Raw genomic sequence first — 18,290 nt, forward strand, 5'->3', positions numbered from 1 at the left:
ATTAAATTTTGATGATTGATGGGTTTTTTGTTGGTAGTTCATGAATATCATTTATTTGCATGGTTTTAAGAGTAATTCGAACTCGATCAAGGGGAAATTGCTGCAACATTACTGTGCAAAGTATCCTGAAATTCAGGTACATTTACCCGATTTAAACATGTCACCGAATGCTGCCATTGCGCATGTTTCTGGCCTGATTGAATCGATGCATGATGTGGCGTTACTGGGCAGTAGTCTCGGCGGATTTTATGCGACACATCTGGTCGCACAGCATGCTGTGCCTGCTGTACTGATCAATCCGGCAATGCGACCATGGCAACTGTTTCGTGAACTGTTTGACGAGCAACTGCCTTATCAGGTTCATCCGAACTGGTGTTTGGATGAGGCAGATCTGGTACAACTGCAGCAATTGGCCCTGCCTGTTGCACAAGATGCAGACAAAATACTGGTTCTGCTGCAACAAGGCGATGAAGTTTTGGATTATCGTGAAGCACATCGTTATTATAGTGCTGCGCATCCCCCTGCAATGCTGATGACTGAAGCGCATGGCAGTCACGGGATGGATGATTTTGCGGAAAAAATTCCGTTCGTCTTACAGTTTTTATTGGACTGCATAAAAAAGGAAACCGAATAACGTGTCTCAATATACGGCTCAATCTCTTGAAGTTCTATCTGGTCTGGATCCGGTCCGTCGTCGTCCGGGCATGTATACCGATACTTCTCGTCCCAACCATTTGGCACAGGAAGTGATTGATAATGCTGTCGATGAGGCACTGGCAGGGCATGCCAACAAGATTACCGTCACGGTCTATAAAGATGGTTCTTTATCAGTCGAAGACAATGGCCGTGGTATGCCGGTGGATATTCACCCTGAATATGGCCAGAGCGGTATTGAAATTATCATGACCAAACTGCATGCCGGCGGTAAGTTCAGCACCGATAATTACCAGTTTTCCGGTGGTTTGCATGGCGTCGGGATTTCAGTGGTCAATGCGCTTTCGACCCGTGTAGAGGTCGAAGTTCAGCGTCAGGGTAACCTGTACAGAATGGCCTTTGAAAATGGCGAACCGGTTGCACCGCTTGAAGTACTGGCAGGTAAGGCACCGAAACGGGTATCAGGAACTACGGTACAATTCTGGCCTGAAGCCAAATATTTTGATTCTCCTAAATTTGCCCTCAAAGCGTTAAAACATAATCTCAAAGCCAAAGCTGTTTTGGCGGCGGGCTTACAGATCAACTATGTTGATCAGATCAATGATGAAAAGATCACCTGGCAGTTTGAAAATGGTCTGGTTGATTATTTGATGGACGAGCTGGAAGACCGTGAAATTATTCCGGCACCGGCGTTTGTTGCCACAGGCGATGCGGAACGTGCCAGCGCAGAATTTGCAATTTGCTGGAATGTCGAAGGGGGTGAAAGCGTCCAGGAATCTTATGTCAACCTGATTCCGACCGCACAAGGCGGAACGCATGTGAATGGTCTGCGTTCAGGCGTCACCGATGCGATGCGTGAATTCTGTGAACTGCGTAATTTGCTGCCGCGGAATATGAAACTCTCTGCCGAAGATGTCTGGGACGGCGTCAATTATATCCTGTCGCTGAAATTTCAGGAGCCGCAATTCTCAGGTCAGACTAAAGAACGTCTATCGAGCCGTGAAGCAGCTGGAATTGTGCAGAATATTGCCAAAGATGCCTTTGCATTATGGTTGAACCAGAATTCTGACATCGCCATGCAACTGGCAGAAATGGCCATTTCCAAAGCCGGTCGCCGTCTCAAAGCAGCGAAAAAAGTAGAACGTAAGAAAATTGTCGCGGGTCCAACCTTGCCGGGGAAACTGTCGGACTGTGTAGGCCATGATCTGGATCAGTCAGAACTGTTTATTGTGGAAGGGGATTCTGCGGGTGGTTCGGCCAAGCAGGCGCGTGATAAGAACTTCCAGGCAATTATGCCAATTCGTGGCAAGATCCTGAATACTTGGGAAGTCTCTTCTGATGAAGTATTAGCATCTCAGGAAGTACACAACATCGCGATTGCGATTGGCGTTGATCCGGGTTCGGATGATTTATCGGAGCTGCGTTATGGCAAGATCTGTATTCTGGCCGATGCCGACTCGGATGGTCTGCATATTGCCACTTTGCTGTGTGCCTTGTTTGTAAAGCATTTTCCTACACTGGTCGAGGAAGGGCATTTATTTGTAGCGATGCCACCATTGTTCCGAATCGATGACAATAAAGATGTGCACTACGCTTTGGATGAAGACGAGCTGAATAGCATCCTGAAAAAATGCAAAACCAAGAATCCGCAAATCACCCGATTCAAGGGTCTGGGCGAGATGAATGCCAGTCAGTTACGTGAAACCACGCTTGATCCAAACACGCGTCGTCTGGTGCAACTGGATCTGGATGATGCTCATCATACCGCAGGGTTACTGGATAAACTTTTGGCGAAAAAGCGTGCCAGTGACCGCAAAGACTGGTTGGAGCAAAAAGGTAATCTGGCAGATTTGGTGGTTTAAACTATCGAATTTAAGCAGTAAAAAATCCCGCAAGCGCGGGATTTTTTGTTTTAAAACAGTGCAAAAAATATTCAAGGTGCTGCACTTTATTTGTACATCATCTTCTATCTTAGTTTTGGCATATTTTGATTGGTCTTTATGCAACTTATTTAAAGTTGAGTCTGAGTTCTACATTGCAATAGGGCTTTAAGTCTTTTTAGTATGACTAAATTCATGATTCATAATACGAATAATGAGATCAGTTAAATTAATTTTTTTTATTTTTTGAAGCCTTGGCACAGAAATTGAATCACTCCATCCAGATGTACAACAAGACAAGCATGAAAAATGCACCATTATAAAGTTTGGAGAAAAATCTGATGTTCCAACGCAATTTATTTTCAAAAAGTATTTTAGCCGCAACCATGGCAGGGGCTGTTGCATTAACGGGGTGTTCAAAATCTGCTGAAAAAGCAGAAGCCCCGGGCGCAGAAAGCAAAGTCGCAGACAGCGGCGACACGATTAAAGTCGGGATCCTGCATTCATTGTCCGGCACGATGGCAATTTCTGAGACCTCACTGAAAGATACGGCCTTAATGGCGATTAAGGAAATCAATGATAATGGTGGGGTACTGGGTAAAAAACTGGAACCTGTGGTGGTCGATCCAGCATCTGACTGGCCACTGTTTGCAGAGCAAGCACGTCAGCTGATTACCCAAGACAAAGTCGCGGTAATTTTCGGTGCATGGACGTCGGTGTCACGTAAATCTGTCTTACCAGTGGTTGAAGAGCTGAATGGCTTATTGTTCTATCCCGTACAGTACGAAGGCCAGGAACAATCCAAAAATATTTTTTATACCGGTGCTGCGCCTAACCAGCAAGCCATTCCAGCCGTGGAATACTTGATGAGTGAAGAGGGCGGTAAAGCGGAGCGTTTTGTTCTGCTCGGTACAGACTATGTTTACCCACGTACCACCAACCAGATTTTACGTGCTTTTTTAAAGTCTAAAGGCGTGGCTGATGCGGACATCATGGAAGAGTACACGCCATTTGGTCATAGCAACTATCAAACCATTGTCGGCAATGTGAAAAAATTCGCAGCTGGTAAAAAGACTGCGGTGATCTCGACCATCAATGGCGACTCGAATGTGCCGTTCTATCGTGAATTGGGTAATCAGGGCATTAAAGCCTCTGATATTCCCGTCATGGCGTTCTCGGTGGGTGAAGAAGAACTGCGTGGTATTGACACCAAGCCATTGGTCGGTCATTTGGCGTCATGGAACTATTTCATGTCAGTGAAGAATCCGGTCAATACAGAATTTACCAACAAAATGAAGCAGTATGCAGTGGAATTCAAACTGCCGAATGCAGACAAGCTCGTGACCAATGACCCAATGGAAGCAACTTATGTCGGGATTAACATGTGGAAGCAAGCCGTTGAAAAAGCAGGTTCTACAGAGGTCGATAAAGTCCGTGAAGCGATGGCAGGTCAGGAATTCAAAGCACCATCGGGCTATACCCTAAAAATGGATGCAAGCAATCATCACTTACACAAGCCGGTCATGATTGGTCAGATTCGTGGCGATGGTCAGTTTGATGTGGTCTATAAGACGCCACAAGCCATCCAGGCACAGCCTTGGAGCCCGTACATTCCGAAATAACAGCTATCTTTTGCCTGCCACAGCCGTGGCAGGTGTCCTCTGATTTTTTTCTTACTCTCCACGGAAAATTTCCAATGGAATAGGGGTGAATATAATGAATATTCGCGTGAATATCGCCGCTATTTTTCTGGTATTTGTACAGGTTATTTGTGTGCAACTGGTATCAGCAGAACAATCCTCAAATAGCACTGCATTGACTGCAGCAATACAACAAGATGCAATCCAGCAATTTGTGCAAGGTGATTTTGCCCAGCGCCGTGCTTTACTGAAGCAATGGCCGGGCAGTATTGAGCAGTTAGATCAGCTTGCAGAATATGTTGAAAACGAGCAGCTTTATAGTGGGGCTAATGGTCAAACCTATATTTTAGAATCGGACGAAAAATTACTCAGCTATCCGAGTCTAGGCATCGTTGCAGATTGGCCGAGTGACTTATCACAAGTGACTTTGGTGAATACCTTGCGTAAAGCGCTCAACTTTGGTTTGGCACAAAGAAAACTCAAATCTGAAGATGCTTCCGAGCGTTTAGAAGCGATTGATATTTATGAAAGCAACTTGGCAGAGCTGAATGTTGCTCACATCAATGCGCTGTATTTAAAAGAACAAAATAACAAAGTCAAAGCCCGTTTGGCCCAGCTTAAAGCGCGTCTGGATTATCAAGATGCAGATGTCTTAGTTAAAATTCAAGCGGCGAAAGCCTTGCAAGACTCCAATCGTCCCGATGTCTTGGCGATGATCGACAATGAGCTGACACAGCCGAATATCCATTCTGAGCTGAAAGCGGCTTTGCTTGAAGCGAAAAGCAGTATTAAAACCCGGATTCAAGCCAGTGAATGGACTGGGCATTTATTTTCAGGGCTGAGTACTGCGAGTATTTTACTGCTTGCAGCACTCGGTTTAGCCATTACTTATGGTTTGCTCGGTGTCATCAATATGGCGCATGGTGAGCTCATTATGATTGGCGCCTATACTACTTATGTGGTGCAAAGTCTGTTTAAAAGCTATTTGGGTAGCTATGTCGAGTGGTACTTAATCGCCGCGATTCCTGCGGCATTCTTGGTGAGTGGACTGATCGGTATGTTGATTGAACGTACCGTGATTCGTCCATTATACGGTCGTCAACTTGAAACCTTGCTTGCCACTTTTGGGGTCAGCCTGATTTTGATGCAATTGGTACGCATGACTTTTGGTGCGCAAAATGTCGAAGTTTCTAACATTTCCTGGCTGTCAGGCGGGATCTCGATTACTCCAAGCTTGATGCTGCCCTATAACCGTATTGCGATTATTGTCTTTACCATTGCAGTGCTTTTGTTGTTGGTTTACCTACTGAATAAAACCCGTTTTGGTCTCTTCGTTCGTGCGGTGACACAAAACCGTCAAATGGCGCGAGCAGTCGGTATTCGTTCTAGTCGTATCGATATGATGGCCTTTGGTTTAGGTTCAGGTCTTGCAGGGTTAGCCGGATGTGCTTTGGCACAAGTGGGTAACGTCGGGCCGGATTTAGGGCAAAACTACATTATTGATGCCTTCTTGGTGGTGGTTGTCGGTGGTGTAGGTCAGGTGTGGGGTGCAGTCCTTGCAGCGCTTGGTCTGGGTATTAGCGGTACAGCCTTGGAAATTGGCATTGGTGCGGTACTGGCAAAAATTGTTCTCTTGGTGCTTGTGATTTTGTTTATTCAAAAACGTCCACAAGGTTTGTTTGCCATTAAAGGCCGTTTTGTGGAGTAAGCACATGAAGATCACACAATTATTATCTGATAAACCACATAGTGGTATTACGATTGCCGTGTGCTTTGCCATTTTATTGGCATTGCCATGGTTACATCTGTTACCTGCTGATTCAGCACTGCATTTATCGGCTTATTGGGTCACCCTGATTGGCAAAATCATGTGCTTGGCTTTGGTGGCTTTGGCACTGGATTTGGTCTGGGGTTATGCCGGTATTTTAAGCTTGGGGCATGGTTTGTACTTTGCGCTTGGCGGTTATGCCTTTGGTATGTATCTCATACGCCAATCCGCAGGTGAGGGTATTCCTGATTTCATGCGTTTCCTCAGTTGGACAGAAGTACCATGGTTTTGGGTTGGAACTGAATACTTCCTGTGGTCACTCGCGCTTGTGGTATTAGTGCCGGGCATCATTGCGTTTATTTTTGGTTTTTTTGCTTTCCGTTCGAAAATTAAGGGTGTGTATTTCTCCATTATTACCCAAGCCATGACCTTTGCTGCAGCGTTATTGTTCTTCCGCAATGAAACCGGGTTTGGTGGCAATAATGGCTTTACAGGCTTTAAAACCATTTTAGGCATGGATATTACTTCGGCATCTATGCGAGCGAGCCTGTGCTTTATCACGGCGTTGGTGTTGTTACTTTGCTTTATCGGTTTACGTCATTTGATGAATAAACCGTATGGTCGGGTGTTGGGTGCAATTCGTGACAGCGAAAACCGTCTGCAATATTTGGGCTACCGTACCTTGTGGTACAAGCTGTCGGCATGGGTGCTGTCTGCGGTGATTGCAGGCATAGCAGGGGCGTTATATGTACCACAAGCTGGCATTATTAACCCAAGTGAAATGAACCCGGTGAACTCGATTGAAATGGCAGTTTGGGTGGCAGCGGGTGGACGTGGCACACTGATTGGCCCACTAATTGGTGCAGGCATCATTAACGGGGTAAAAACCTATTTTACTTCGGCTTATCCTGAAGCATGGCTGTTGATTTTGGGTGCGTTATTTATTGTGGTGACCATCTTTCTGCCAAAAGGCATTATTGGTCTGTTTGACCGTTTTAAAAAGGAGCGTAGCGAATGAGCGAGATCCTACAACCGCATGGTGGTCATGCCACTGAAGGCTATGGTCGTCCTAAAGAACAAGGCGCGGACTTTACCCACGGTATTGCGCTGTATTTAGAAAAAGTCAGCGTCTGGTTTGATGCTTTTCGTGCCTTAAATGATTTGTCGCTCTACATTGAAGAAGGGGAATTACGCTGCATCATCGGGCCGAACGGGGCAGGTAAAACCACCCTCATGGATGTGATTACCGGTAAAACGCGACCAACCGAAGGCACAGCATTTTTTGGGCAAAACTACGATTTAGCCAAAATGAGCACTGAACAAATTGCCGAAGCAGGCATTGGGCGTAAGTTCCAAAAACCGACCGTGTTTGAAAATTTCACCGTCATGGAAAATCTGTTACTTGCTGCACCCAAAGACAAACGGGTGAAAAAGAGTTTCTTTAGCAAACTCGATCCCGATGCACAAAATGCTTTGGATGAATCATTGACGCAGATTCGTCTGCAAGAGTTCATTAATAAACCTGCTGGCTTGCTGTCACATGGTCAAAAGCAATGGTTAGAAATCGGCATGTTGCTGATGCAACGTCCAAAACTGATTTTGCTTGATGAACCTGTAGCAGGCATGACCGATGCCGAAACCGAACGCACGGCGGAGTTGTGTTTAGAACTCAAGAAAAACCATACCCTTGTAGTAGTCGAGCATGACATGAGTTTTATTGACACCATTAGTGAAAAAGTCACGGTATTGGCACAAGGCGCAATTTTGGCAGAAGGCACATTGGCAGAAGTACAAGCCAATGAAGATGTCATTGAAAAATATTTAGGACGTTAAGGAGACAGCAATGTTAGAAGTCAAAGACGTCAATCAATTTTATGGTGGCAGTCATATTTTGCGTAATGTGTCCTTTACTGCACCTGTGGGTGAATGCTCGGTGGTACTTGGGCGTAATGGTGTGGGTAAAACCACACTGCTTAAGTGTTTGATGGGGATTTTACCGATTAAATCTGGGCAAATTTTATTGGATGGTAAAGACATTTCCAAGTTCAGTCCTGAACAGCGTGTCCGTGAAGGTTTGGCTTATGTACCACAAGGTCGCGATATTTTTTCAACGCTGACGGTCGAGGAAAACCTCCTGATTGGCATGGCGAAATTTAAAGGGGCGAAAACTCGTAAAGTGCCTGAGCATCTGTATGAAATTTTCCCTGTTTTAGATGAAATGAAGCATCGCCGTGGAGGAGATTTGTCCGGTGGGCAGCAGCAGCAGCTTGCCATTGCACGTGCACTTGCTTCTGAACCGCGTGTGCTGATTTTGGATGAACCGACTGAAGGCATCCAGCCATCTATTATTAAAGACATTGGCCGGGTCATTCGTAAACTGGCGGATGGTGGTGAGATGGCGATTGTGCTGGTTGAGCAGTTTTATGACTTTGCTGAAGAACTTGCTGATGGATATACCGTGATGGCACGTGGCCAAGTCGTGGCGCAAGGTGTGGGTAGTGAAATGCCGGAGAAAGGCATTCGGGAGTTGGTGGCAATTTAATTTCCCTCACCCTAACCCTCTCCCTATGGGAGAGGGAAACTCTCTTTAGATTTTTAATAGTTTTAATAAATACTCTTCAATCTGAAATTCTAACACTCGCTCTTTATCAAAGGCTTTATCTAACCATGATGTAGTCCAACCTTTTTCACTCATTTTGATTATATCGGGATGATCAAGTCCAATTAGTTCATCAGACTCAAAAAACATGTAAATTTCAGATATAGTTTCAATGTATTTTTCTGAAAGTGTATCAAAATATTCATCATTTTGGATTTTGCTTAAACGATTTAAAACCTTTTCCAAATTAACCATACTATGTCCTAATGACTCTAGTAAATTTTGATAGTTAGCAGGTATCGGATTCAAATAATATTCTGATATAAGTAGAAAATTATTATCTTTTTCTGTTTCATAATTGAATTTGTTAACGATTTTAAAATTCAATGCAGAGACTTCATGTACAGTATCTAATGCATCTAAAACAAAATCTCGTTGTAGGCTTTTATTAAACTGTTTTTTCCAAGAATGAAGTGCAAATACTGCAACAATCAATGTGCCTAAGCTAGTAATAAAACTACCTAATGTGAGTAAGTTGGAATCCAAATTTTTAGCTTTTAAAATTATTTTTAGTCATTTGAGTATATAACAAAAAATAATTAGGCTAGATATAACTTCTTCTGAAGTTTCAATAGTTTGATTGAATTGAAAAATTACAATGATATTCACTTCCAATCAGATCCACCATTGCAAAATCACTCAGAGTGTCTAAGCTCAAAAGCGCTACTCCACTTTTAAGTATGCACCCTCTGCCGAGACATTATGTCCAAAACCACAAGACATCGGATTGCTGCTATTCACCGCAATCTGTTGTCCAATTTGAGCGTTAAACTGAAATTTCAAATCAATTTTGCAATCTTCTACGCTGTAATTGGTCTGAGCTTTATTCAATGGCATCCGGGTTGAAAATTCTCCTATATTTGGTCCATAAATCAGACTGCGCAAACCCATATAGAGTCCATTAAACTCAATTTGGTAGGCATTCGAAGCCCGTTTAACTTCCATCGTATTCCACTGGCCAAAACCTGCATAGCGGACATATTTGCCTGCAAGATTCTTCGGTTTTTCTGGTGCAGGCAACTGTTTTAGATTGAACTGGCTGGCTTTAGCATTCGGAAAAACGGAAAACCAGGCGCGTGCCCATTGCGGCTTTCCAAGCTTGGCATAACTTAAGCCAACATTATTAAATGCCGTGGTGATATCACGCTCAGAAAAAGCTGTACCACCGTCTTCTACATTCATCGCACAAAAAGATGACCAGGCGGCTTGTTGTTTGAATTGCGCTATGGCCTTTTGATATTGTTTTTGGTCGTAGAATTTCTTGCCATTATTTGCATAGCTTTGCACTTGGCTACAGCCTGAACGCAATTCTTTTTCAAAGTCTGAATCAGCAAAAGTGAGCATACTTAAACTTAAAAGACCAATAGACAATAGAGATTTATACATGGTGTTATTCAGTATGATTTTGAGCTGAATAAAACATAGCCGCTCGTATAAGTAAATAGAATATCTGTTTTGATCAAATTAGTAATGAGCTAACGCTAAGAAAATAGACCAAGAGAGAAATTTAAAATAAGACTGAATCAAGCCAGATCCAGATTGAGTTGTAAGAGGACTAAATCACGCCATTGCCCAAACTTCTGTCCGACTTGCGGCATATAGGCAGTTTGAACGAAACCCAGTTTTTCATGCAGACGAATCGATGAAGTATTTTCAGAATCAATCGCCGCGACCATGATATGCAGTTTCTGTACTTGAGCCTGTTCAATTAAATACTGCAATAATTTAGAACCTAGACCTTGTCCTGCATAATCCGGGTTTAAAAAGATGGAATGTTCTACCGTCTGTTGAAAGCCCTGAATACTACGAAACTGATCATAACAGGCATAGCCAGCAACGACCTGATTTCGAGTATCTTCAACCACAAAAACCGGAAAATTCTGATTTTTAAGCTGCTTAAACCAGATCTTGAAATAGTTCAGATCAAAGGCTGTTCTGTTCCAGGTCGCAGTACCATAGAGTACTTCCTGATTATAAATCTCGAGAATGGTTTCAAGATCATGTTCGGTCGCAGGGCGAATGTCAAAATCAGGCATATTCTTGTTCTGTAGGGTTGGGCTGAAATCACAGTTAAAAAAAAGCAGAACCGAAGTTCTGCTTTTGATCATACATCAATTAGAAATGGTATTTAACCAATACGCTAACATCATTTTGATCTTTGTTTGAACCGTATTTATTATTCCAAACTGAATGTTCAACACCCACATAAAGTTTAGTGTCTGGAGAAATGTGTTTACCTACATTCCATTTGTATTGACTGGTCCAGTTTAATTCGCTTTTGTGATCAGAACCTTCAGCAGTTGACCAATCCAGGAATGCATCTGCAAGGAATTCTTCACCGCCAATTTTAAATGGAACGGCATAGGTGATGGTCATTTGATAATCATCTTTCTGAAGCTCATTTTCAGCTTTGTAGAAGTTGATATTTGCATATTGTGTATATGGAATATCTAAAGAGAAACCAATACCGTATAGGAAGTTATCAAAGTTACTGCTATCTGCTTCCCAAGTGGTTGCAACTAGCACATCTTTAACAGGACCAAAAGACAAATCTTTACCTGTTACTTCACCTAAGCTTAAACGTGGTGCGAGTTCGAAGTAAGTTGATTTCGCATCTGCATCCGTACGCGCACGGTCTACAAAGAAGAATACATCAGCATATTTAACTTTTGCTGCATATTCTAAAGTCACAGTAGTTTGTTTTTCTTCAGGTGAGAACACTTGTTCGTAGTTTTCACCATAAAGACCTGTAACGCTAAAGTCCTGCCAAACTGGTTTTGCTTGAGCAAATACAGCAGTTGAAGCCAATGCACAAAGTGCTGCAAGTTGTGTAAATTTCATTTAAATCTATCCCCCCGAGAAAGCAGAATAAGCATACAGATTAATAAGTAAAAATAAAGTTAAAAGTGATCGCTGACTTAAATATATTTCAGCCCTCATGAGTTAAATGCAGACGATCATCTTCCTCAGTTTTCATTGTCTTTCGCTGATGCTTTTCTAAAGCATTATTTTTTAAATAAAGTTGAATATATAGCGCCTTAAAAGGCTGAATGTAGGACTAAAAATATAAAATCACTTCAATTCAGGATGATGAGTTTAGAAAACCAGTAAAAATAGGGGGAATATACAGACTGTTTAGCAATTAATTTGAGCCTGAGGCTGAATAGCTTTGTTCTGTTTGTGTAATGAAGCTACTTTTAAAATCTCAAATGATGGTCGTTTTATAAGCCTATTCTCGGCATCTTAAAATAAGAATGATCGGTCTTCTATTTCAATAAAAAATTATTTTTGCAGGTTGTTATTTTAAAATGACGAAGGAGTATTTTTCCTAGTTCTGCAAGAGAAAGTAAACAATGATAAAGTGAATCCTCTATTGAGGACTGTAAGGCTGACTAGGCGCTGATCTTATAAGAAAAATTATTAGATAAAAGTGAGCTAATTTCGATAAAAAATATTTTTAATTCCTCCTTTTTTAGGTTTTCTGGTCGCGTGTTATTTAAGCGATTTATCGGTCTGGCCAAAAAACATTTCAAATTAAATCGTGTGAAGAGTTGCGCAATTGCCGTTTGAAAAATCCTGCATTTTTGAGCTGAGTAAGCAGTTGTCACAATCGATTATTCTTTTGCTAAAAAACCAAAATATCACTTGCATATTTCCCAGATACAGCCGATATTCAAGATATAAGGACACGATTCTGCAGACTCAAAAATGTGTTCATCATTCAAAATGGAGGGTGTGATTCCAATCATTTGAAGAAGTGAAATGCGATGCGAAACAGCAAGCTACAAACGTGCCAAGATAAAAAATTTTGCACTCAAAAGTTACAAAGATTGAGGATGGTAATATATGAATATTGAACTTCGTACCGATAACCACATTCAGAATAGTGATCGTTTAATTACTTATGTACGGGAAGAATTAAATCAAGAATTCCAGCGCCACAGCGAGCGTATTACCCATTTTTCAGTCCATCTCAGTGATGAAAATGGCGCCAAAGGCGGCGATGACGATATTCGCTGTATGATTGAAGCGCGTCCTGCAGGCTTGAAACCTGTCGTAGTCAATCATCGTGGCCATAATGTCGATACTGCGATCCATGGTGCAATTGACCGACTGAAACGTAGTCTGGAACATGTGATCGAGAAAAAAGACAATGTTCGTCCAGGTGCTCTTGACCTAGCAGGCACAGATACTGCGGATATCGAAGAGTAAGCCGAACCGATTTGAAAAAGCCCTGCGGGGCTTTTTTCGTATTAAACAAAAATATAGTTATGAGAAGCACAACAAATCCTGCTTTATTCGGCATAATAGTCGAAAACGAATCAAAGTGAGCTCCATCATGTTAACTGCGCAACAACAGCTTTTTGTGCAAGCACTCGAAGAATTAAATCTGGACCAGGTCAAACAGCTGCTGGCAGATGGACTCAACCCGAATTTTATTGATCATGACAAAGGCCCGGTGATTTCGGTCTGGTCAGATGGCCTGTTTAAATGGTGGGAAGAAGTGTGTGAGCTGTATGAAGACGGAACACCACTTTCAGAAGATGAGAAACAGGCACGTTTGGCGGTACATTTACAGATTCTGGAAGAACTGATCCAGGCCAAAGTGAATCTGCATCTGTGGGATGCAGAAGAAATTTATGGCCCGCTCTGGGATGCCGCGAGTGCCGCATGTGCACCGGCTGTACAGCGTTTACTGGATGAAAAAGTCGATCCAAATAGCAAAGATGAAGATGGCATGACGATTTTATCTTCAATTAGTGATCTATTCTTTGATTGTGATTTTGATGAAATTAACTGGTCAGAAGCCTTGGATGAAGAAAAACAGACGCTAGAACTGCTTCGCAAGCATGGCGCAAAAATGACCAAAGAACTCAGTTAAATTTTAATAAAGAGCTCCAACATGACAACATTAAAAACCTTGGGTTTGATTGCACTGGCCGGTTGTAGTGCACAGCTTTTCGCAGCAGATTTTGAATTTGATCGACCAGGTGAAGGTCTGAGTACTGGAATTACTCCAGTCGGAAATGTCGCTTGGGAGCAAGGCTTGCCTACAGCGCGTTATAGCAAGTCGGGCGATCAGACCGCGACCACACTCAGTGCAGATATGTTGTTACGTACCGGACTCAGTGATGATCTGGAATTGCGTTTAGGTTGGGCTGGCCCGACCTGGATACAAGTGAAATCCAATGGCCAGACCGAAGAAGATGATGGTCTGGGCGATGTCAGTATTGGTTTGAAAAAGGCCATTGATCTGGATGATGACAAACTCAGTATGGCTTTGCTGGCCGAAGCCATCATTGCAACAGGCAATGCCGGTTTCACCAATGAAGAAGATATTTACAGCCTAGGTTCTGTCGTGTCGTATCAATATAATGACTTGGTCAGTACCGCATTGACCATGCGTTATGAATGGCAGGACAGCAACTGGGCAGTGTCTGCGATTCCTTCTCTAGGCTACCGCATTACTGATCGCTGGTCAGGTTATTCTGAACTGATTTACCGTAAAGCTGAAAGTGTGGATAATGAATACGCGCTTGGTACCGGGGTCATGTATGCCTTAAATGATCGTGTCCAATTAGATGCGAATGTCGGTGTGGATCTGGATGGTGCAGATCGAAGTTACTTCTCAGGCCTAGGTTTCTCTGTGCTGTTCTAAGTTATTCAACTCACAGATGATGAAATACTCGCAGTTCCCGACCTGGGGGAAAATGCTTGCCCCGGTTATTTTGGGAAGCACCTTGTTCAGCAGTCCTGCTCAGGCGGAAACTGCATTGTTGTCTGCCGAGCAGGCTTTTCCTGTGAGTGTGATCTCAACCAGTCAACAGCAGGCTGAACTGAGCTGGCAGATTCCGGACAACTATTATCTGTATCAGCATAAAATTGAAGTCCGGCAGGGCAACCAGCCGGTGACGTTTGAGTTGCCACCCGCTGAAGATTTATATGATGACAACTATGGGCATACCCAGGTTTATTATCAGCAGTTAAAGTTTCAGATCCCGACTCAGGCGGGGCGATCCTATCAGGTCAGCTGGCAGGGTTGTGCCAAAGACCGGATCTGTTATCCGCCACAAACCATTCAGTTCAAGACCGATTTGTCCGGTCTGGTGCAATTTGAAGCTGCCGGATCAGGAACAAAGCGTTTACTTGATCTGAATACTTCATCACTGCAACACAATACCCTGTTTAATACAGCAGATTCTTCAGAATCTACAGCAGATGAAATCTCTGCATCAGCCAACACACAAACCGAACCCTATGCAGCACAAGACCAGAAATGGTCAGCTCAACTGCTTGAACGCTCTTTGGGCTATGGGCTTTTGCTGTTTTTCGGCCTGGGAATTTTACTGGCGTTTACGCCGTGTTCCTTGCCGATGCTGCCGATTCTGACCTCACTGATTGTACGTGACAGTAAAGGCCTGAAAGCCTGGATGATTGCACTGACTTTTGTCAGCAGTATGGCTGCTGTCTATGCAGTACTTGGCCTAATTGCATCTTCGGCCGGCCTGAATTTTCAGCGCTGGTTGCAGCAACCTGGGACTTTAATTGCTTTTAGTGTGCTATTTGTCCTGTTTGCCCTGAATCTGTTTGGCCTGTTTGAAATCAAACTGCCGCAACGTCTGGTTCATCGTCTGGACCGGGCACAAGCCATGCAGCAGGGAGGTAGTCTGGTCAGTGCGGGCGTTATGGGCATGATTTCGGCGCTTCTGGTAGGACCATGCATGACCGCACCACTGGCAGGTGCATTGTTGTTTATTTCCCAGACACAAAGTCAGTGGCAGGGGGCTCTGTTGCTGTTTACTCTGGGTTTTGGGATGGGCACGCCTTTATTGCTGGCCAGTATTCTGGGGGCACGGATTCTGCCTAAAGCTGGGCACTGGATGAATCAGATCAAAGTGCTCTTTGCCTTTATCATGCTGGCACTGGCGCTGTATTTTATTCGCCCACTCATTTCAGAAGCGGCTTTACAATGGTTATCCTTAGCTTTGGGTATGACCTTCGTGGCTTATGTGCTGTTCCGGATTTTCTGGCATCGTACCGGTTTGAGATGGCTATATATCCTGTGTCTAGTACTGGCCGTGCCTTATATTGCTTATAGTCAATATCAGCACAGTCAGCGTTTTTTTGTGGAGCAGGCGAGTACAGAAGCCAAGTGGCATGTAGCACGCAGTGCAGCAGAATTTCAGCAGATTTTGGCCAAGGCACCGCAAGGGCAAAAGATCATTATTGATGTCTACGCCGACTGGTGTGTCGCCTGTCAGCCGATCGAACATCGTATTTTAAAATCTGCAGCGGTGCAGCAGGCTCTGGCGCCATATTTCCTGATCAAGCTGGATTTAAGCCAATATAATGCCTCTCATCAAGCGCTGTTAAACCAATGGAAAATTCTCGGGCCGCCAACGTATTTATTTTTGAATGCACAGCAGCAGGAAATTCGTGGCTTGCGTTTGACCGGTGCCTTTAGCGAGGTAGAATTGCTGGCACAACTGCAAGCGTTGGCTCAAAGTGAAAATCCATAATCTAGTTCTTAAAAAAAGCTGAACCCGTTTAAGAAACCTGCATCTGTGCTGGCACCGGTTCAGCATAGGCTTTGACCAGATTACGTCCGCCGGCTTTGGCCTGATAGAGCGCCTGATCGGCCTGACTCAATAATTGTTGCGGGCGTAATTCCGCGCTAGAAATGGCAATCCCGAAACTGGCGGTGACTGGAATCAGTTCACCCTCATCACTGAAAATCTGCAATTGCTGAATGGCGATGCGGCAGCGCTCAGCCACTTGCTCGGCTTTTTCCAGACTGGTATTTTTAAGCACCAAAATAAATTCTTCCCCGCCAAAACGGCCGACCACATCACTTTCGCGCAATTGCTGGTTCAGCACAGCACTCACTTCGACTAAGGTTTCATCACCCTTATGATGGCCATAGTGATCATTAATTTTTTTGAAATGATCCAGATCTAATAATACTAAAGCATAATTGGGAGTGGCTGCAGCATTCAGTTTATCCAGACATTGGTTGATGCTACGGCGGTTAAACAGGTTGGTGAGTGGATCAATCTGGCTCAGTTGTTTGATCAGCTGCTCGCGATGACGCCATTGACTGAGCAGAATCTCGAATAACACCATGCAGACGGCCAGAATTGGCAAAATGAAATACAGCATCGATAACAGCCAGAAACCATTATAGAAAAGCTTGTCATCGATATTAAATAGCGGTGAATAAGGCAATTGATGACTGAAACTTAAATAGGCGCATCCGCCCAGAAAAATGGAGGCAGGAATCAGCATGCTATAGACCAGCGTGCGATGAAACAGTACCAGACCGACCATAATTAAGCAGACGTAAGCGGTGGTAGCGACCGGACTGATCACGCCGACAATATAGGCATCCCGGCACAGCGAAACCACAAAGGTACCGACTGCCAGATAGGGCAGATAACGTTCCACCAGACGATTCCCCTGAAATTTATAACAGGGAAAAATCAGGAGAAATAGAATTACCAGAAAGCTGCTGTTCAGAGTAATTTGTGTATAGACCCGTTCTAGATGAACATATTGCCAATATTCGGGATTTAATAACACGAAAATATCCCAGCCGAGCCAGGTCAGATGTACTCCGCATCCCAAGGTCAGCATCAGGATGCATTTCTTCAGGATGCGCCAGTTCATCACGACTTCATCTTCGACCAGATATTTCTTGATTCTGTGTCTTAGCACTTTTTCTAATACAGGCGATATTCGCTTCATGGTCCCGGTCTGACTTTAATTGTTATGGCAGATTTTTTTTAAGACTTATTGGATATTTATAACTTTATTTACACAAGATAACATAAGTTTGAATGCTTGATAAACAACAATATTTAAAACATTTTTGTGATTTAGTTGATATCTGATCTGCTCAGTCTTTGCCGATAGCGCAAGTGATCCAGGCTATGTCAAAGGGTCTTAATCAAAATTAAAGAGGTTAAGAGGTATACAGTTTTGTTCTAAATTCAGGATGATGTGTTTTATTTGTACTAATTATTTCAATATAGTCAATCGTTAAAATGGCTGCATTGTTAGAAACAACCAAAGATAAAGAGCGAAGCCATGAAAGTTTTACAGATTGATTCCAGTATTTTAGGAGATGCTTCTATTTCGCGTCAGTTAACTCAGGCCGTGGTGGAACAATTGCAGCAAAAATATGCTGAGGCCATTGAGGTTGAATATCTGGATCTGGCAGCACAGCCTATTCCCCATCTTACCGCCGAAATTTTAATGGGCCAGAATGCAGAACAGACGGCATTGGGCGAGGAAATTTTAGAACAATATTTGCAGGCGGATGTCGTGGTGATTGGTGCAGCGATGTATAACTTCGGTTTGCCATCGACCCTGAAAGCCTGGATTGACCGGATCTGTGTCGCGGGACGCACCTTTAAATATACCGAACAAGGTCCTGTGGGTCTGGCGGGCAATAAAAAAGTGTATATCGCCAGCAGCCGTGGTGGTGTGTATGGTGAGCAAAGCCCGGCTGATTTTCAGGAGGCTTTCTTGAAAACCGTATTTAACTTTACTGGCGTGAATGATATTGAAGTGATTCGTGCTGAAGGGGTGAACATGGGAGAAGCGGTTAAAGCCCAAGCGCTACAAACTGCATTGCAGCAGGTTCAGGCCATTTAAAACCTAAAACCTCTTTTCAAAGGGTCAGCTAC

General features: G+C 43.5%; 17 protein-coding genes. 12 read left to right on the forward strand and 5 right to left on the reverse strand.

Annotated features, from left to right (window positions below):
* Positions 1-40: 40 nt before the first annotated feature.
* The 7 genes from J7649_RS10905 (at position 41) to urtE (ending at position 8,484) form a co-directional block, all read left to right on the forward strand.
* Positions 41-634, forward strand: coding sequence for a YqiA/YcfP family alpha/beta fold hydrolase (locus tag J7649_RS10905; RefSeq protein ID WP_219307982.1), 594 nt, complete (start codon positions 41-43; stop codon positions 632-634).
* Position 635: 1 nt separating this feature from the next.
* Complete coding sequence (gene parE, locus J7649_RS10910) at positions 636-2,516, forward strand: DNA topoisomerase IV subunit B (RefSeq protein WP_219307984.1); 1,881 nt, start codon at positions 636-638, stop codon at positions 2,514-2,516.
* 359 nt (positions 2,517-2,875) lie between these two features.
* Positions 2,876-4,156: an urea ABC transporter substrate-binding protein gene (urtA, locus tag J7649_RS10915; protein ID WP_114540927.1), complete on the forward strand. Its 1,281-nt coding sequence runs from the start codon at positions 2,876-2,878 to the stop codon at positions 4,154-4,156.
* Between the two features lie 94 nt (positions 4,157-4,250).
* Entirely contained in the window at positions 4,251-5,882 is a 1,632-nt protein-coding gene (urtB, locus tag J7649_RS10920; RefSeq protein ID WP_219307986.1) for an urea ABC transporter permease subunit UrtB, read from the forward strand.
* A gap of 4 nt (positions 5,883-5,886) precedes the next feature.
* On the forward strand, positions 5,887-6,960 hold the full coding sequence (gene urtC, locus J7649_RS10925) for an urea ABC transporter permease subunit UrtC (RefSeq protein WP_219307988.1): 1,074 nt from the start codon (positions 5,887-5,889) through the stop codon (positions 6,958-6,960).
* Entirely contained in the window at positions 6,957-7,775 is an 819-nt protein-coding gene (gene urtD, locus J7649_RS10930) for an urea ABC transporter ATP-binding protein UrtD (RefSeq protein WP_005245659.1), read from the forward strand. Before urtC ends, urtD begins: the two co-directional genes overlap by 4 nt.
* A 10-nt stretch (positions 7,776-7,785) precedes the next feature.
* Complete coding sequence (urtE, locus tag J7649_RS10935; RefSeq protein WP_219307990.1) at positions 7,786-8,484, forward strand: urea ABC transporter ATP-binding subunit UrtE; 699 nt, start codon at positions 7,786-7,788, stop codon at positions 8,482-8,484.
* Between the two features lie 45 nt (positions 8,485-8,529).
* Here urtE and J7649_RS10940 read toward each other — a convergent pair whose 3' ends face one another.
* The 4 genes from J7649_RS10940 to J7649_RS10955 form a co-directional block, all read right to left on the reverse strand.
* Positions 8,530-9,087, reverse strand: coding sequence for a hypothetical protein (locus J7649_RS10940; RefSeq protein ID WP_005250272.1), 558 nt, complete (start codon positions 9,085-9,087; stop codon positions 8,530-8,532).
* A 177-nt stretch (positions 9,088-9,264) separates the two neighbouring features.
* Positions 9,265-9,987 (reverse strand): hypothetical protein, encoded by a 723-nt coding sequence (locus J7649_RS10945; RefSeq protein WP_219307992.1) that lies wholly within the window; start codon positions 9,985-9,987, stop codon positions 9,265-9,267.
* A gap of 137 nt (positions 9,988-10,124) precedes the next feature.
* On the reverse strand, positions 10,125-10,637 hold the full coding sequence (locus J7649_RS10950; protein WP_219307994.1) for a GNAT family N-acetyltransferase: 513 nt from the start codon (positions 10,635-10,637) through the stop codon (positions 10,125-10,127).
* Between the two features lie 79 nt (positions 10,638-10,716).
* Positions 10,717-11,442 (reverse strand): outer membrane protein OmpK, encoded by a 726-nt coding sequence (locus J7649_RS10955; RefSeq protein ID WP_219308004.1) that lies wholly within the window; start codon positions 11,440-11,442, stop codon positions 10,717-10,719.
* Between the two features lie 1,005 nt (positions 11,443-12,447).
* Here J7649_RS10955 and J7649_RS10960 point away from each other — a divergent pair.
* The 4 genes from J7649_RS10960 (at position 12,448) to dsbD (ending at position 16,121) form a co-directional block, all read left to right on the forward strand.
* Positions 12,448-12,813, forward strand: a complete 366-nt coding sequence (locus J7649_RS10960) for an HPF/RaiA family ribosome-associated protein (protein ID WP_219308006.1) — start codon at positions 12,448-12,450, stop codon at positions 12,811-12,813.
* Positions 12,814-12,940: 127 nt separating this feature from the next.
* Positions 12,941-13,483, forward strand: a complete 543-nt coding sequence (locus J7649_RS10965) for an ankyrin repeat domain-containing protein (protein WP_219308008.1) — start codon at positions 12,941-12,943, stop codon at positions 13,481-13,483.
* Between the two features lie 21 nt (positions 13,484-13,504).
* Positions 13,505-14,260: a transporter gene (locus J7649_RS10970; protein ID WP_219308010.1), complete on the forward strand. Its 756-nt coding sequence runs from the start codon at positions 13,505-13,507 to the stop codon at positions 14,258-14,260.
* 19 nt (positions 14,261-14,279) lie between these two features.
* The gene (gene dsbD / locus J7649_RS10975) at positions 14,280-16,121 is read left to right on the forward strand and encodes a protein-disulfide reductase DsbD (RefSeq protein WP_219310106.1); all 1,842 of its coding nucleotides are present in this window, start codon (positions 14,280-14,282) and stop codon (positions 16,119-16,121) included.
* A gap of 28 nt (positions 16,122-16,149) precedes the next feature.
* Here dsbD and J7649_RS10980 read toward each other — a convergent pair whose 3' ends face one another.
* Positions 16,150-17,346, reverse strand: a complete 1,197-nt coding sequence (locus tag J7649_RS10980) for a GGDEF domain-containing protein (RefSeq protein ID WP_219308012.1) — start codon at positions 17,344-17,346, stop codon at positions 16,150-16,152.
* 342 nt (positions 17,347-17,688) lie between these two features.
* On the opposite strand from J7649_RS10980, the gene J7649_RS10985 reads away from it, so the two are divergent.
* Entirely contained in the window at positions 17,689-18,258 is a 570-nt protein-coding gene (locus tag J7649_RS10985; RefSeq protein ID WP_005267680.1) for an FMN-dependent NADH-azoreductase, read from the forward strand.
* The last annotated feature ends 32 nt before the right edge of the window (positions 18,259-18,290 follow it).

Origin of the sequence: Acinetobacter lwoffii, from assembly GCF_019343495.1 — a bacterium.
Classification (GTDB): Bacteria; Pseudomonadota; Gammaproteobacteria; order Pseudomonadales; family Moraxellaceae; genus Acinetobacter; species Acinetobacter lwoffii_P.

What these genes read in the sequence shown, in the direction of transcription:
- J7649_RS10905 (WP_219307982.1), top strand. Translation starts at nt 41, where the DNA reads ATGAATATCATTTATTTGCATGGTTTTAAGAGTAATTCGAACTCGATC.
- urtA (WP_114540927.1), top strand. Translation starts at nt 2,876, where the DNA reads ATGTTCCAACGCAATTTATTTTCAAAAAGTATTTTAGCCGCAACCATG.
- urtB (WP_219307986.1), top strand. Translation starts at nt 4,251, where the DNA reads ATGAATATTCGCGTGAATATCGCCGCTATTTTTCTGGTATTTGTACAG.
- urtC (WP_219307988.1), top strand. Translation starts at nt 5,887, where the DNA reads ATGAAGATCACACAATTATTATCTGATAAACCACATAGTGGTATTACG.
- urtD (WP_005245659.1), top strand. Translation starts at nt 6,957, where the DNA reads ATGAGCGAGATCCTACAACCGCATGGTGGTCATGCCACTGAAGGCTAT.
- urtE (WP_219307990.1), top strand. Translation starts at nt 7,786, where the DNA reads ATGTTAGAAGTCAAAGACGTCAATCAATTTTATGGTGGCAGTCATATT.
- J7649_RS10945 (WP_219307992.1), bottom strand. Translation starts at nt 9,987, where the DNA reads ATGTATAAATCTCTATTGTCTATTGGTCTTTTAAGTTTAAGTATGCTC.
- J7649_RS10950 (WP_219307994.1), bottom strand. Translation starts at nt 10,637, where the DNA reads ATGCCTGATTTTGACATTCGCCCTGCGACCGAACATGATCTTGAAACC.
- J7649_RS10955 (WP_219308004.1), bottom strand. Translation starts at nt 11,442, where the DNA reads ATGAAATTTACACAACTTGCAGCACTTTGTGCATTGGCTTCAACTGCT.
- J7649_RS10960 (WP_219308006.1), top strand. Translation starts at nt 12,448, where the DNA reads ATGAATATTGAACTTCGTACCGATAACCACATTCAGAATAGTGATCGT.
- J7649_RS10965 (WP_219308008.1), top strand. Translation starts at nt 12,941, where the DNA reads ATGTTAACTGCGCAACAACAGCTTTTTGTGCAAGCACTCGAAGAATTA.
- J7649_RS10970 (WP_219308010.1), top strand. Translation starts at nt 13,505, where the DNA reads ATGACAACATTAAAAACCTTGGGTTTGATTGCACTGGCCGGTTGTAGT.
- dsbD (WP_219310106.1), top strand. Translation starts at nt 14,280, where the DNA reads ATGAAATACTCGCAGTTCCCGACCTGGGGGAAAATGCTTGCCCCGGTT.
- J7649_RS10980 (WP_219308012.1), bottom strand. Translation starts at nt 17,346, where the DNA reads ATGAAGCGAATATCGCCTGTATTAGAAAAAGTGCTAAGACACAGAATC.
- J7649_RS10985 (WP_005267680.1), top strand. Translation starts at nt 17,689, where the DNA reads ATGAAAGTTTTACAGATTGATTCCAGTATTTTAGGAGATGCTTCTATT.